At 71.4% G+C, this 13,860-nt stretch carries 14 protein-coding genes and 1 pseudogene; 6 read left to right on the top strand and 9 right to left on the bottom strand.

Translation table 11 applies throughout. The features are described 5' to 3' along the window. Window positions 1-18: 18 nt before the first annotated feature. Together ACF1AG_RS25945 and ACF1AG_RS25940 are read right to left on the bottom strand one after the other, a co-directional pair. Window positions 19-681, bottom strand: a complete 663-nt coding sequence (locus ACF1AG_RS25945; protein ID WP_359603915.1) for a response regulator transcription factor — start codon at window positions 679-681, stop codon at window positions 19-21. Window positions 682-771: 90 nt separating this feature from the next. Beyond that, complete coding sequence (locus ACF1AG_RS25940; protein WP_391810484.1) at window positions 772-2,505, bottom strand: sensor histidine kinase; 1,734 nt, start codon at window positions 2,503-2,505, stop codon at window positions 772-774. Window positions 2,506-2,726: 221 nt separating this feature from the next. Between ACF1AG_RS25940 and ACF1AG_RS25935 the strand changes: the two are divergent. The 3 genes and pseudogenes from ACF1AG_RS25935 to ACF1AG_RS25925 form a co-directional block, all read left to right on the top strand. Continuing rightward, a pseudogene (locus ACF1AG_RS25935) lies at window positions 2,727-3,323 on the top strand (DUF1349 domain-containing protein); the annotation flags it as partial. A 116-nt stretch (window positions 3,324-3,439) separates the two neighbouring features. After that, window positions 3,440-4,183 carry a DsbA family oxidoreductase gene (locus ACF1AG_RS25930; protein WP_387794798.1) on the top strand — a complete coding sequence of 248 codons (744 nt, stop codon included), beginning with the start codon at window positions 3,440-3,442 and terminating at the stop codon, window positions 4,181-4,183. A 69-nt stretch (window positions 4,184-4,252) separates the two neighbouring features. Then, window positions 4,253-5,305, top strand: a complete 1,053-nt coding sequence (locus ACF1AG_RS25925; protein ID WP_359603923.1) for an aminotransferase class V-fold PLP-dependent enzyme — start codon at window positions 4,253-4,255, stop codon at window positions 5,303-5,305. 96 nt (window positions 5,306-5,401) lie between these two features. On the opposite strand, the gene thpD is transcribed toward ACF1AG_RS25925, so the two are convergent. From thpD to ACF1AG_RS25895, 6 genes are all read right to left on the bottom strand, one after another. After that, window positions 5,402-6,298 carry an ectoine hydroxylase gene (gene thpD / locus ACF1AG_RS25920; protein ID WP_359603925.1) on the bottom strand — a complete coding sequence of 299 codons (897 nt, stop codon included), beginning with the start codon at window positions 6,296-6,298 and terminating at the stop codon, window positions 5,402-5,404. A gap of 6 nt (window positions 6,299-6,304) precedes the next feature. Beyond that, window positions 6,305-6,703 (bottom strand): ectoine synthase, encoded by a 399-nt coding sequence (locus ACF1AG_RS25915; protein WP_004932953.1) that lies wholly within the window; start codon window positions 6,701-6,703, stop codon window positions 6,305-6,307. A 32-nt stretch (window positions 6,704-6,735) separates the two neighbouring features. After that, complete coding sequence (gene ectB / locus ACF1AG_RS25910; protein ID WP_359603927.1) at window positions 6,736-8,007, bottom strand: diaminobutyrate--2-oxoglutarate transaminase; 1,272 nt, start codon at window positions 8,005-8,007, stop codon at window positions 6,736-6,738. A gap of 68 nt (window positions 8,008-8,075) precedes the next feature. After that, window positions 8,076-8,582, bottom strand: coding sequence for a diaminobutyrate acetyltransferase (gene ectA, locus ACF1AG_RS25905; RefSeq protein WP_387794800.1), 507 nt, complete (start codon window positions 8,580-8,582; stop codon window positions 8,076-8,078). A gap of 353 nt (window positions 8,583-8,935) precedes the next feature. Continuing rightward, complete coding sequence (locus ACF1AG_RS25900) at window positions 8,936-9,061, bottom strand: DUF664 domain-containing protein (RefSeq protein WP_387794801.1); 126 nt, start codon at window positions 9,059-9,061, stop codon at window positions 8,936-8,938. Between the two features lie 183 nt (window positions 9,062-9,244). After that, window positions 9,245-10,345, bottom strand: a complete 1,101-nt coding sequence (locus ACF1AG_RS25895) for an aminotransferase class V-fold PLP-dependent enzyme (protein ID WP_359603931.1) — start codon at window positions 10,343-10,345, stop codon at window positions 9,245-9,247. A 191-nt stretch (window positions 10,346-10,536) separates the two neighbouring features. On the opposite strand from ACF1AG_RS25895, the gene ACF1AG_RS25890 reads away from it, so the two are divergent. Genes ACF1AG_RS25890 through ACF1AG_RS25880 form a run of 3 tightly spaced genes read left to right on the top strand, consistent with a single transcriptional unit; the run spans window position 10,537 to window position 13,014 of the window. Next, window positions 10,537-11,385: a transporter substrate-binding domain-containing protein gene (locus ACF1AG_RS25890; protein ID WP_391810483.1), complete on the top strand. Its 849-nt coding sequence runs from the start codon at window positions 10,537-10,539 to the stop codon at window positions 11,383-11,385. Between the two features lie 4 nt (window positions 11,386-11,389). Beyond that, entirely contained in the window at window positions 11,390-12,226 is an 837-nt protein-coding gene (locus ACF1AG_RS25885) for an amino acid ABC transporter permease (protein ID WP_359603934.1), read from the top strand. Further along, window positions 12,223-13,014, top strand: coding sequence for an amino acid ABC transporter ATP-binding protein (locus ACF1AG_RS25880; RefSeq protein ID WP_359603936.1), 792 nt, complete (start codon window positions 12,223-12,225; stop codon window positions 13,012-13,014). Before ACF1AG_RS25885 ends, ACF1AG_RS25880 begins: the two co-directional genes overlap by 4 nt. Window positions 13,015-13,101: 87 nt before the next feature. On the opposite strand, the gene ACF1AG_RS25875 is transcribed toward ACF1AG_RS25880, so the two are convergent. Then, window positions 13,102-13,755: a hypothetical protein gene (locus tag ACF1AG_RS25875; protein ID WP_391810482.1), complete on the bottom strand. Its 654-nt coding sequence runs from the start codon at window positions 13,753-13,755 to the stop codon at window positions 13,102-13,104. Window positions 13,756-13,860: the final 105 nt, after the last annotated feature.

Genomic DNA, 13,860 nt, shown 5'->3' with positions numbered 1-13,860 from the left:
CCGTTCAGCCGGCCATGTTCACCCGCCGGCCGGCTCCAGGCCCGCGTCCCGGGCCAGGAGCGCGGCCTGCACCCGGTTGTCGCAGTCCAGCTTGGTCAGGATCCGGCTGACGTACGTCTTCACCGTGGCCTCGCTCATGTGCAGCCGGGCCCCGGCGTCCGCGTTGGACAGCCCTTCACCGAGGAGCGCCAGCACCTGGAGCTCCCGCTCGGTGAGCGCGGACAGCCGGCGGCGCGCCTCCTCGCCGCGCGCGGTCGCGGCGGGCGAGGCCAGGGTGTCGACCACGTGCCGGGTGGCGGCCGGGGAAAGATAGGCGTTTCCGGCCGCCGCCGCACGGACCGCGTGGATCAGCTCCTGCGGCGCGGAGTCCTTCAGCAGGAACCCGGCTCCGCCGTGGCCCAGCGCCCGCAGCACGTTCTCCCGCTCCCCGAACGTCGTCAGGATCAGCACCCGCACCCGGGGCGCGACCCGGCCGATCTCGGCCAGCGCCGTCAGCCCGTCCAGCTCCGGCATCTGGATGTCCAGCAGCGCCACGTCGACGGCGGTGGAGCGGGCGGTCTCCACGGCCTCCCGGCCGTTCCGCGCCTCGGCCACGACGTCGATGTCGTCGGCCGAGGTGAGGATCATCCTGATGCCGGCCCGGATGAGTGGCTCGTCGTCGGCGACCAGGACCCGGATCACGCGGCCTCCTGTGCGGTGCGGTGGGACGGGCGGATGGCGGAGCCATGCCATCATGCCCGATCCCGACGCCGGCCCGGAGCCGGCGGTCCGTCAGACCACGTGCGGGTAGGACTCCTTGGCCACCAGCTTCCCGTCGCGGAAGCAGAACCGGTACACGATGTCCTTCTCGTCGTCCACGAAGTGCTCGCACACCGCGTCCTCCGGCAGGGGCGGGCCCTGCTTCTCCACGCCGTCGGTGAGCAGCGAGTCACCCTCGGGGAACTGCCCGCGCAGGTCCGCCTCGGCGTCGCCGACGCGCGCGTCCTCGTACACGAACGCCGGTATCACGCCCTTCTCCACCTCGTCGATCAGTTTGCCCACCCCCCACACCAGCAGGGCGACGGTGCCGGCGGCGAGGACGACGGAGACGAGGGCGCACCCCAGGGCGACGTTCTTCTTGCTGCTCATGATGGCGGCGTACTCCTTCGGGTCGGAGCGTTCGATGTCCGCTCCACCGTCGCCCGCGGCGCCCATCCCGGTCTGCCTCCGAAAGTCGCGTCCCGCGGCGACGGACGTCGCGTCCCCGCGGCCGACCGGCGAGGCGCCGTCGCCGTACGGCAGCACACCGGCGAGCCGGAAGCCGCCGTCGGGGGAGGGGCCGCTGTGCACCATGCCGCCGACGAGCCGGGCCCGTTCCTGCAGCCCCGCCAGCCCCTGGCCACCACTGATCGCGGGCGGCGCCGGGGGCGCCCCGTCCGGCACCGGCGCGTTGGCCACCTCCACCACCAGGCTGTCCGGCTCGTAGCGCAGCTCCACGGTGATCGGGGCGCCCGGCGCGTGCTTGTGCGCGTTGGTGAGGCCCTCCTGGACGATGCGGTACACCGCGTGGTCCGCCGCCGGGGCGAGCGGCCGCGCCTCACCCCGGCGGCGCAGCTCCACCGGTGCGCCCGCGCCGCGCGACGACGCGACCAGCGCCTCCACCCCGGCCGCGCCCCGGGCGGGCGGCGCCCCCGCCGCCTCCGGCTCTGGACCGGGAGCGGGCGCGGCCGGCTCCTCGGTGTCGTCCCGCAGGATGCCGACGGCCTCGCGCAGCTCCCGCATCGCCGACCTGGCGGCCTCCCGCAGGATGCCCACTCCCTCCCGCTGCCGGTCGCCGAGCTCCGGGTCCACCTCGAGCGCCCCCGCGTGCACCGCGATCAGGGCGAGCTGGTGACCGAGGCTGTCGTGCATGTCCTGGGCGATCCGCTGCCGCTCCAGCAGCCGCGCCTGCCGTGCCACCATGGCCTGCTCGCGGACCAGTTGGGCGTTGTGCCGGCGCAGGGCCCACAGCAGGTCACGACGCTGCGCGCGGTACCGGGAGGCGAGCCCCGGCACGACCGCCATCACCAGGTAGGGGCCCGCGCCCAGGGCCGCCGCCATCAGCAGCGACAGCTCCAGCGCGTCCTCGGACCCGTCCCCGAGCAGACCGCCCGCGACGTACAGCGCCAGCCCGGCGGCGTACGCGCCGACCGCGCGCCAGGGGCGCTTGATGCGGCTGCCCGCCGACCAGCTCGCGTAGACGAGCAGCGGGCCGGCGCCGAGGATCGAGCCGGCCAGTGCGGAGGAGACGACGAGCACGGTGGCGGGCAGCGACCGCCGGACCAGCGAGAGCAGCCCCACGAGCAGGGCCACCGCCCAGCCCTCCGCTGCGGATCCGCTCTCCATGGCGTACATCGGGCCCGCGATGCCCGCCAGCACCAGGAGCAGCACGGTCTCCCCGGCGATCCGGCCGCGCGACCAGGGGGAGGCGGCGGCCAGCCGGGACAGCGAGGGGCGGGCGGGGGGAGGGGTCTGTGCTGTGTCCACGCGCCCGACCCTAGGGGCCCGCACCGGGGCGCCGGCATCCTCCCTCCGTAGCTTCCCCGAACGACGAAAGTGAACGGCGCCCGTCAACGTCCGTATCTTTTCCGGCCGTTGCGAGCCGCGACGTCCGGAGACTGCACCCGCACGGGCGGCCCTGGGCGCCTTCCAGGGCCGCTGACCGGATCCGCCACGCGCGGCGAGGCCGCTCCTGGGACAATCACGCCATGGACCTGGACATACCTGAACTTCCCTTCCCGCTACGGACCTACGGCCCCGACGGCTCCTGGTCCTACGAGGACGGCGTCCTCACCGGATGGGCGGGACCCCGGCAGGACCGCTTCGTGCCGCCCACCGGCGAGGCCCTGGAGCCCGCCGCCGACGCGCCCCGGCTGCTCGGCGCGCCCGACGGCGACTTCCAGCTGATCGCGCGGGTCACGGCCGGCTTCGCCGGCTCCTTCGACGCCGGGGTGCTCTACGTCCACGTCGGCGAGCAGGCGTGGGCCAAGCTGTGCCTGGAGTACTCCCCGGACGTGCCCACCGTCTGCACCGTCGTCACCCGGGGCCACTCCGACGACGCCAACTCCTTCACCGTGGAGGGCAAGACGGTCTGGCTGCGGGTGAGCCGCACCGGGCGCGCCTTCGCCTTCCACGCCTCGCGCGACGGCAAGCAGTGGACCTTCGTCCGGCTGTTCACCCTGGGCGACGAGAAGGAGACGGGGGCGGCCCTGGTCGGGTTCGCGACGCAGTCGCCGATGGGGGAGGGGTGCGTGGTGACCTTCGACCACATCGAGTACCGGCTGCACTGGCCGCCGGACCTGCGCCGACGGCAGCTGAGCGAGGTCAGGGGCCCACCGGGGAATGCCGACGGCTGCCTGAACGTTCATCCGGCTGCGGAGGACGTCTCCGCAGCCGTGCCGACCCTGGAGAGAGCCCGCCCATGCGCGTCGAGATCTGGAGCGACATCGCCTGCCCCTGGTGCTATGTCGGAAAAGCCCGTTTCGAGAAGGCGCTGGCCTCCTTTCCGCACCGTGACGGGGTCGAGGTGGTCCACCGCTCCTTCGAGCTCGACCCGGGCCGCGCCAAGGACGACGTCGAGCCCGTGCTCACGATGCTCACCAAGAAGTACGGCATGAGCCAGGCGCAGGCCGAGGCCGGCGAGGACAACCTGGGCGCCCAGGCCGCCGCCGAAGGGCTGCCCTACCGCACCCGGGGCCGCGACCACGGCGGCACCTTCGACATGCACCGCCTGCTGCACTTCGCCCGTGAGCACGGCCGCCAGGAGCAGCTGCTCGACCTGCTCTACCGGGCCAACTTCGCCGAGGAGCGTTCCCTGTTCGGCGACGACGAGCGGCTCCTCGAACTCGCCGGCTCCGCCGGCCTCGACCCCGAGGCCGCCCGCGCGGTGCTCGCCGACCCGGAGGCCTACGCCGCCGAGGTCCGCGCCGACGAGCAGGACGCCGCCCAGCTCGGTGCGCGCGGGGTGCCGTTCTTCGTGCTCGACCGGAAGTACGGCGTCTCCGGCGCCCAGCCCGTCGACGTCTTCACCCGGGCGCTCACCCAGGCCTGGGGCGAGCGGTCCCCTCTGGCCCTCGTCGACGGGGACCCGGACGCCGAGGCCTGCGGCCCGGACGGGTGCGCGGTGCCCGACCGGGAGAACACGCAGGCCGGCGCGGACGTATAAGCGTTCCTTAGCGGTACCGCGCAGACATATGCGATGGACGGGGGCACGGACGGGTCGCAGAGTGGTCCCATGGAGACCTTCGAGAGCCTCGTCCGTGCCGAGTTCACCCCGAAGAACACCTACCTGAACACCGCGAGCAGCGCCCTGCTCCCCGCCCGGGCCGTGGCCGCGCTGGACAGGGCCGTCCGGCTGCGCGCGGAGGGACGCCCGCTCGACCCGCTGTTCGCCGACGTCGAGGCGTGCCGTGCGGCGTACGCCCGGCTGGCGGGCGTGCCCGTCGAGCGAGTGGCGGCCGGGGCGACCGTCGCCGTGTTCTCCTCGCTGGTCGCCGCGTCCCTGCCGCCGGGCGCGGAAGTCCTCACCGCCGACGACGACTTCACCTCCGTGCTGAACCCCTTCCACGCGCGCGGCGACCTCAAGGTGCGGTCCGCGCCGCTGGAAGGGCTGGCCGACGCCGTGCGGCCGGGCACCGCGCTGGTCGCGGTCAGCGCCGCGCAGTCCGCCGACGGCCGGATCGCCGATCTGCCCGCGCTGCGCGAGGCGGCCCGCTCCCACGGGGCGCGCACCTACGTCGACTTCTCCCAGGCGGCGGGCTGGCTGCCGGTGGAGGCCGGCGCGTACGACTACACCGTCGCCATCACCTTCAAGTGGCTGCTGGGCGCGCACGGCGCGGCCTTCCTGACCGCCCCCGGGGACTTCGGCGACCTGGTCCCGGTGCAGGCAGGCTGGACCGCCGGGGAGAACCCGTGGGACAGCTGCTACGGACCCGTCGCCGAACTCGCCCACAGCGCACGGCGGTTCGACACGACTCCCGCGCTGTTCAGCTACGCGGGCCTGCGGGCGTCCCTCACGCTCCTCGAGGAGCTCGGCGTGGACGCCGTCCGCGCCCACGACCTCGCCCTCGCCGACCGCTTCCGGGCCGGACTCACCGCGCTGGGCCACGAGCCCCTGCCCGCGCCCGGCTCGCCCATCGTGTCCGTGCCAGGGCTGGGGCGGCTCCAGCCGGAGCTGTCGCGGGCGGGCATCGAGGTGTCGAACCGCGCCGGCAACCTGCGGGCGTCGTTCCACCTCTACAACACGGCCGCCGACGTGGACCGGCTGCTCGACGCGCTGTCCGGCTGAGCGCACGGCAGCGGGCCGGTGCCTCCTTGTCCCACACGAGGAGGCCCGGCCCGCAGTCGGTGAGGCGGTGCGCACACGTCACCGCCGTGCGTGTCCCTACTTCACCGGGGTGAAGTCCCGCGCGCCGATGAACTCGGGGCGGCGGATCGGGGCCGCGAAGGGCTCGACCGCCGCGTTCTCGACGCTGTTGAACACGATGAACACGTTGCTGCGCGGGAACGGCGTGATGTTGTCGCCGGAGCCGTGCATGCAGTTGCAGTCGAACCACGTCGCCGAGCCGGCCTTGCCGGTGAACAGCTTGATGCCGTACTCCGACGCCATCTTGGTCAGCGCCTCGTCGGACGGCGTCCCCGCGTCCTGCATCTGCAGGGACTTCTTGTAGTTGTCCTTCGGGGTGGCGCCCGCGCAACCGAGGAACGTCTTGTGCGACCCCGGCATGATCATCAGACCGCCGTTGGTGTCGTAGTTCTCGGTGAGCGCGATCGAGACCGAGATGGTGCGCATGTTCGGCAGGCCGTCCTCGGCGTGCCAGGTCTCGAAGTCCGAGTGCCAGTAGAAGCCGCTCGCGCCGAAGCCGGGCTTGACGTTGATCCGCGACTGGTGGACGTACACGTCCGAGCCGAGGATCTGCCGGGCGCGCCCGACGACCCGCTCGTCGCGCACCAGGTTCGCGAAGACCTCGCTGATCTTGTGCACCTCGAAGACCGAGCGGATCTCCTGGGACTTCGGCTCGACGATCGAGCGCTCGTCCGCGCGGATCGCCGGGTCGGCCACCAGCCGGTCCAGCTCGCGCTTGTAGACCTCGACCTCGTCCGGGCCGATCAACTGGTCGACGGCCAGGAAGCCGTCGCGGTCCAGCGCCTGGAGGTCACCCGCGGAGACGGGGCCCGGGGTGTCCGGGGAACCCCAGACGACCGGGTCCTGACGCGGGGTGACCACCTCGGTGGCACCGCGGGTGGGGTAGAGATCGGTGACGCGCGTGGTCGTGGTCATGGTGGATCACACCTCCTCGGTGAGCAGCGGGTAGACGCCGTTCTCGTCGTGGTCCTCCCGTCCGGTCACGGGCGGGTTGAAGACACAGATGCAGTGGAAGTCCTCCTTGACCTTGAGCGTGTGGCGCTCATGGCCGTCGAGGAGGTACATGGTGCCGGGCGTGATGTGGTAGGTCTTCCCGGTCTCGCGGTCGGTCAGCTCGGCGTCGCCCTTGGTGCAGACGACGGCCTCGATGTGGTTCGCGTACCACATGTCCGTTTCCGTACCCGCGTACAGGATCGTCTCGTGCACGGAGAAGCCGACCTTCTCCTTGGCGAGGACGATGCGCTTGCTCTCCCACGTGCCGGACGCCGATTTGACGTGCCGGTCGGTGCCTTCGATCTCCTTGAACGAACGGACGATCACGGTGTTGCGATGCCTCCTCGGCTGGATGTGTTTCAGGCGGTTTCGCGGACGGCGCGGGCCAGGACCCTGAGGCCCTCGTCCAGCTCGTCCGGGGTGATGGTCAGGGCGGGGAGCAGCTTGACGACCTCGCTCTCCGGGCCGGACGTCTCGATCAGCAGACCGAGCTCGAAGGCGCGCTTGGCCACCCGGCCGGCGCGCTCCTTCTCGTGGAACTCCAGGCCCCACACGAGGCCGCGGCCGCGGTACTCCTTGACGTCGGCGAGGTTCTCCTCGGTGATGGCGATCATCGCCTGCTCCACCTGCTCGCCGCGTCCCCGGGTCTGCTTCTCCATCGCGGAGCCGTCCGCCCAGTACGCCTCCAGGGCGGCGGTGGCCGTCACGAACGCGGGGTTGTTGCCGCGGAACGTGCCGTTGTGCTCGCCCGGCTCCCAGACGTCGAGCTCCGGCTTGAACATGGTGAGGGCCATGGGCAGGCCGTAGCCGCTGATCGACTTGGAGACGGTGACGATGTCCGGCGTGATGCCCGACTCCTCGAAGGAGAAGAACGCGCCGGTGCGGCCGCAGCCCATCTGGATGTCGTCGACGATGAGCAGCATGTCCTGGCGCTCGCACAGGTCGGCCAGGGCGCGCAGCCACTCGGGCCGCGCCACGTTGATGCCGCCCTCGCCCTGCACGGTCTCGACGATCACGGCGGCCGGCTTGTTGAGGCCCGAGCCCTGGTCCTCCAGGATGCGCTCGAACCACAGGAAGTCCGGGACCTGGCCGTCGAAGTAGTTGTCGAACGGCATGGGCGTGCCGTGCACCAGCGGGACACCGGCGCCGGCCCGCTTGAAGGCGTTGCCGGTCACGGCGAGCGAGCCCAGCGACATGCCGTGGAAGGCGTTGGTGAACGACACGACGGACTCGCGGCCCTTCACCTTCCGCGCCAGCTTCAGCGCGGACTCCACGGCGTTGGTGCCCGTCGGGCCCGGGAACATGACCTTGTACGGCAGGTCACGGGGGCGCAGGATGTAGTTCTGGAAGGACTCCAGGAACGCACGCTTGGCCGTCGTCGACATGTCGAGCCCGTGCGTGACGCCGTCCCGCTCCAGGTAGTCGATCAGGGCGCGTTTCAGGACGGGGTTGTTGTGGCCGTAGTTGAGTGAACCGGCTCCGGCGAAGAAGTCGAGGTACTCGTGGCCGTCCTCGTCGTACATGCGGCTGCCGTGCGCGCGGTCGAAGACGGTGGGCCAGCCGCGGCAGTAGCTGCGCACCTCGGACTCGAGGGTCTCGAAGACGCTGAGGTCGGGCTGGGTGATGGTCACGACGAATCGCTCCTCGGTGGCGTGGGAAGTCAGAGGGAGTCGGAAGATCGGGGGGCCGGGCCGGCGCGTCAGAGAGCGAACGGCCCGATGCGGTGCAGTACTTCGGGGTCGTGCGGTCCGTCCGGGAAGTCCGTGGTGCCGAACAGCACCTCGCGCTCCAGCAGGGCGCCGTGGCGCTCCGCGAACGCGGTGAACAGGCGCTCGGAGGCGGTGTTGCCGGGTGCGACGGTGGTTTCCACGGTGTCCACGCCGTGCTCCGCGGCGGTCCGGGCGGCCAGCGCGTCGAGCATGGCGGCGGCCAGACCACGGCCGCGGTGCGCCTCGTCGACGGCGACCTGCCAGACCAGCAGGGTGCGCGGGCTGTCCGGGCGGAGGTAGCCGGTGATGAAGCCGACCGCCTCCCCGCGCTCGTCGCGAGCGACGGCCGAGGTGGCGGCGAAGTCACGGCACCACAGCAGATAGCTGTACGACGAGTTCAGGTCGAGGACCTTCGAGTCCCTGGCTATCCGCCACAGCACGGCTCCGTCCGCCACGGTCGGGCGGTCGATTTGCAGGTCTGCTTGTGCGGCAGTCATGCGAATTGAACTTACCGAGGTAAATTCAAAATTGCATCGTCCTGCGGGGTTACGTACGAGCGCGTCATGTGTTATCGCGCGTGCAGGTGTGTCCGCGCGAGCAGTCGGTGAAATGTCCCGTTTCGCACGGGGTAAACCGGCATGAATCGGGCGCGATGTGGAACCGGTCACATCTGTGTAACTCTCGTGACCACGCTCGGAAACGTCCGGTAGCCGCTCCTCGGATTGGGGAGTTTAGGCTCCGGGAGACCGGGCAGGAGAAGACGGGAAGCTGTTCTGCAGAGTAATAGGGAAATAAGCCGGAGAATGTCGCGTGAGTCTTTGTGCGAGGTATTCCGATAATCCCTTGGAATTCACGCCCCGGTCACCCCGTCGATGCGCTCCCGCAGGAGATCGGCGCGGCCGTCGTGGGGCGCGTACTCCTCGATCACATGGATCAGCACCCGACGCGGGCCGAGTTCCGTTCCGGAGGAGCACACCCCCGGTGCGGCCTCGATGGCGGAGTACCTGGGATGCGCCCAGCCGCGGGCGCTCGTGCCGCCCGGGGCGGCACGAGTGGACGCGGGCGGCGGCCTGTGGGCGCCGGGGCTGCGCGACAGCCCCGTCCCGCACCGGCACCGGCGCCCGAAAAGCTCACTCAGGGCCGTGGGGCCCCGCCCCGCTCAGATCCAGGCCTGCTCCGCCGCCGCCAGCCCCGCCGCCACGTCGACCGGCACCCCTGCGTCCGTCAGGGCCGTGGCCAGTGCCGCCAAGCACGCCCGGACCGCGCCACGCGTGGCCTCGGGCCCGTAGTGGTTGACGCGGATCATCTCGCGGGACAGCGCGCCGCCGCCCGCGGCGAGAGGCAGGCCGGGGTCGGCCGCCAACGCCCGCGCGACGAGCTCCGACGCGGTCGTACCGTCCGGCGCCCGCAGCGTCGTGGCGACCGGCGCCGCATCCGCCGCGTCGTGCACGTACGGCGCGATCCCCCCGCCGAGTGCCAGTGCACCCGCCCGGGTCGCGGCCGCCGCCGAGGCGTGCCGCGCCATCACGGCCTCCAGCCCTTCCGCCTCGATCCGCTCCACGCACGCCTCCAGCGCGAGCATCTCCAGCTGAGCCGGAGCGTGCAGCAGCGCCTTGCGGCCGCCGTCGATCCACCGCTCCTTCCAGTCGAGGAGGGAGAGGTAGGAGCGGCGCGGAGCGTTCGGGTTGGCCGCCATGCGCGCCCAGGCCCGCCCGCTCACCGAGACCGCCGACACCCCGGCGGGCCCGCCCATCGCCTTCTGCGCCCCGATGACGCACAGGTCCACGCCCCACGCGTCCGGCAGCACCGGCTCCGCGCCCACCGAGGCGACCGCGTCCAGGTAGAACAGCGCCCCGTGCTCCCGCACGACCTCGCCGATCGCGGCGACCGGGTTGGTGTTGCCGGTGGCGGCCTCGGCATGCACCAGCGACACGAAGTCGATCTCCGGGTGCTCGGCGAACGCGTCCCGCACCTGCTCGGCGGTCACCGCCGTGTGGAACGGCACCGTCAGGTCGATGACGGTGGCGCCGCAGTCCCGCAGCCAGTCGCCGAAGGTCTGCCCGTAGGGGCCGGTGATGACGTTCAACGCGGTCGTTTCGGGACCGGCCGCCGCGCGGATCGCGCCCTCCAGCGGCAGCAGCGCCTCGCCCTGGGTGATCAGCACGTCCTGCCCGGTGCCCAGCAGTCGCGCCACCCGGTCCTCGATCGAGGCGAAGCGCGCGGCGCTCAGTGGGGGCAGGTCCAGGAGGAGGTTCGTCACGGCTGTGCTCTCTTTGCTCATGCTTCACGGCGGCGCGGGTACGTACGACGTCGTCGAGGGTAAACCTTCGCCGGACGGGTGACCGTTGCGGCGGGGGCCGGGGTCCGGCCACAACGGCACAAGGGCAGGTTTGGGGCGCTCAAACCTTTACTTATAGTCTGACTATTCAGCTACTCCTCAGGAGGCCCCTCGTGAAGACGCATCTCGGCCGCAGGACCCGGGTCCTGGTTGCCACCACCGCGACGGCCGGGATGGTGCTCCTCGCCGCCTGTACGTCCACCGACGACGGCGGCGACGGGTCCACGACCGCCGGCGGCGTCGAACTCGTCAAGGCGGGGCAGCTCACCACCTGCACCCACCTGCCGTACCCACCGTTCCAGTCGGAGATCGACGGCAAGGTGCAGGGCTTCGACGTCGCCCTGATCGACCTGGTCGCCGACGACCTCGGCGTGGAGCAGCAGATCCTCGACACGCCGTTCGAGAACTTCAAGACCGGCGCCTTCCTCAACTCGGGCGAGTGCGACCTGGCCGCGGCCGGCATGACCATCACCGACGAGCGGAAGAAGAACGTCGACTTCTCCGACCCGTACTTCAACGCCACCCAGGCCGTCCTCGTCGCCAAGGACAGCGGCGTCGGCTCCCTCGCCGACGTGAAGTCGGAGAACGTCAAGCTGGGCGCCCAGGCACAGACCACCGGCGAGGACTACGTCAAGGGCGAGGGCTTCGACCCGGTCTCCTTCGAGTCCTCCGACGCCGTCCTCAACGGCCTGCGCACCGGCCAGGTCAAGGCCGTCGTCATCGACTACCCCGTCGTCCAGGGCTGGCTGAAGGACAAGGCCAACGCGGACGCCTTCACGGTCGCCGAGCAGATCGACACCGGCGAGCAGTACGGCTTCACCGTGAAGAAGGGCAACAAGGCCCTCCAGGACGCCGTGAACAAGGCGCTCGCCGACGCCAAGGCCGACGGCACGTACAAGAAGCTGTACGAGCAGTGGATCGGCCCGTACGACGAGTCCGCCGCCTCGCCGGCCGCCTCCTGACCCCATGGCCGACACGGAGAAGACGCCGCTCACGCCCAGGCGGAAGGGCCTGACCCGGCGGCAGAAGCGCAGCGTGTCGCGCGGCATCCAGTACGTGGTGTTCGTCGCGGCCGTGATCGCCTTCGGCGTCACGGCCGACTGGGGCCGCCTGCAGAACCAGTTCGCGCAGGTCGACATCGCCGAGCGGATGTTCCCCGAGATCATCACGCTCGCGCTGAAGAACACCGTCCTCTACACGGTGACCGGCTTCGGCGTCGGGCTCGCGCTCGGCATGCTGATCGCGCTGATGAGGCTGTCGTCCGTCGGCCCCTACCGCTGGCTGGCCGGCATCTACATCGAGATCTTCCGCGGCCTGCCCGCCCTGTTGATCTTCATCTTCATCGGCGTCGCCGTCCCGCTGGCCTTCCCCGGCACGGAGATCATCGGCGGGACGTACGGCAAGGTCGCCCTCGCGCTCGGCCTGGTGGCCGCCGCCTACATGGCGGAGACCATCCGGGCCGGCATCCAGGCCGTGCCCAAGGGACAGATGGAGGCGGCCCGCTCGCTGGGCTTCTCGCCCGGCCGCGCCATGGTGTCGATCATCATCCCGCAGGCGTTCCGGATCATCCTGCCGCCGCTCACCAACGAACTGGTCCTGCTGTTCAAGGACTCCTCGCTGGTGCTGTTCCTCGGTGTCACCCTGGAGGAGCGCGAGCTGTCCAAGTACGGCCGCGACCTGGCCAGTCAGACCGCCAACTCGACACCCATCCTGGTGGCCGGCCTGTGCTACCTGCTCATCACCATCCCGCTCGGCTTCGTCGTGCGCCGCATGGAGGCCAAGGCCCAGGAGGCCGTCAAATGAGCCGCCCCGAGATCCGCGTCAGCGGACTGCACAAGTCGTTCGGCGACAACCACGTGCTGCGCGGCATCGACCTGGAGATCGGCCAGGGCGAGGTCGTGTGCGTCATCGGCCCGTCCGGCTCGGGCAAGTCCACGCTCCTGCGCTGCGTGAACCTCCTGGAGGAACCCAGCAAGGGCCAGGTCTTCGTCGGCGGCACCGAGCTGACCGACCCGGACGTCGACATCGACGCCGTACGCCGCCGTATCGGCATGGTGTTCCAGCAGTTCAACCTGTTCCCGCACCTGACCGTGACGGAGAACCTCACCCTGCCGCAGCGCCGCGTGCTCAGGCGCGGCAAGGCGGAGGCCGTGAAGGTCGCCGCGCAGAACCTGGAACGGGTCGGTCTCGCCGAGAAGGCGGACGCCTATCCGTCCTCCCTCTCCGGCGGCCAGCAGCAGCGCGTCGCCATCGCCCGCGCGCTCGCCATGGGCCCCGAGGTGATGCTGTTCGACGAGCCCACCTCGGCGCTCGACCCCGAACTGGTCGGCGACGTGCTCGCGGTGATGCGGATGCTCGCCGACGAGGGCATGACGATGATGGTCGTCACCCACGAGATGACCTTCGCCCGAGAGGTCGCCGACCGGGTCGTCTTCATGGACGGCGGCGTGGTCGTCGAGGACGGGACGCCCGAGCAGGTCATCGGCGCGCCCCGGCACGAGCGCACCCGCCACTTCCTGTCCCGGCTCCTGGACCCGGCCATGGCGCAGGTCGAGGAGGAGACGTCGGACCAGGTGGGCAAGTCCGGCTAGACCGACAGCGTCCGACAGGACCGCCCTCCCGAAGTCCGCGCCGGCAGGGCGGACTCGCGGGAGGGCGGACCCGGGAAGCGGCGGACCTCAGCCGGCGGCCCAGACGACCGGCTCGTCCTCGTAGGCGTCGCCCTCGTCGAACGACGCCGCGACGACCGGCGCGGTCTTCGTCGCGCTCAGCGAGCAGGTCTCGAACGACGCGCCCTCGGTCTTGAAGTCGGCCGGCGCGGTCTCCCGGTCGCACTTGCCCGGAAGGTCGCCGATCAGGATGACACCCGTGCCGGCGCCGCCCTCCAGATCGCCGTCCAGCTTCAGCGAGGCGTAGGACAGGTCGGTGCCGCCGACGTTCTCCACCTTCATCTTGATGTAGTACGGCGTCATGCCCTTGGCCTTCTCGCCGAAGGCGCCGACCATGTCGGACTCGGCACCCTTCTCGATCGCCGTGACGGTGACCGCGATGGTGCCCTTCTTCTCGCTCGTGTACTTGAACGGCAGGACCGCCCGGTCGCCGACCTTGAGCTTCGTGCCCGGGGCGGTGACGTCTCCCGCGGCCGCGTCACCGCCGGCCGCCGGGCTCTCCTCGGCCGGCTCCGGCGACGCCGGTGCCTCCGCCGACACCGAGGCCGCCGGCGACTCCTTCGCCGCCGCGTCCCCGTCGCTGTCGTCGTTGCACGCCGACAGCCCGAGTCCGACGGTGATGGCCGCGGCGGCCGCGAGCACGGCACGTCCCTTGTGTCCCACTGGGTGTTCCCCCTGATGTGTCACTGAAAGACCGCCCGGGACGACAGCCCGGACGCTCACTTGCCGTCGGTGACGGCGGCACACCCGGGAGACACGGGTGCCTGC

Source organism: Streptomyces sp. NPDC014764 (assembly GCF_043082785.1).
Lineage (GTDB): Bacteria > Actinomycetota > Actinomycetes > Streptomycetales > Streptomycetaceae > Streptomyces > Streptomyces althioticus.
This window is presented reverse-complemented; position numbering and strand designations above follow the sequence as displayed.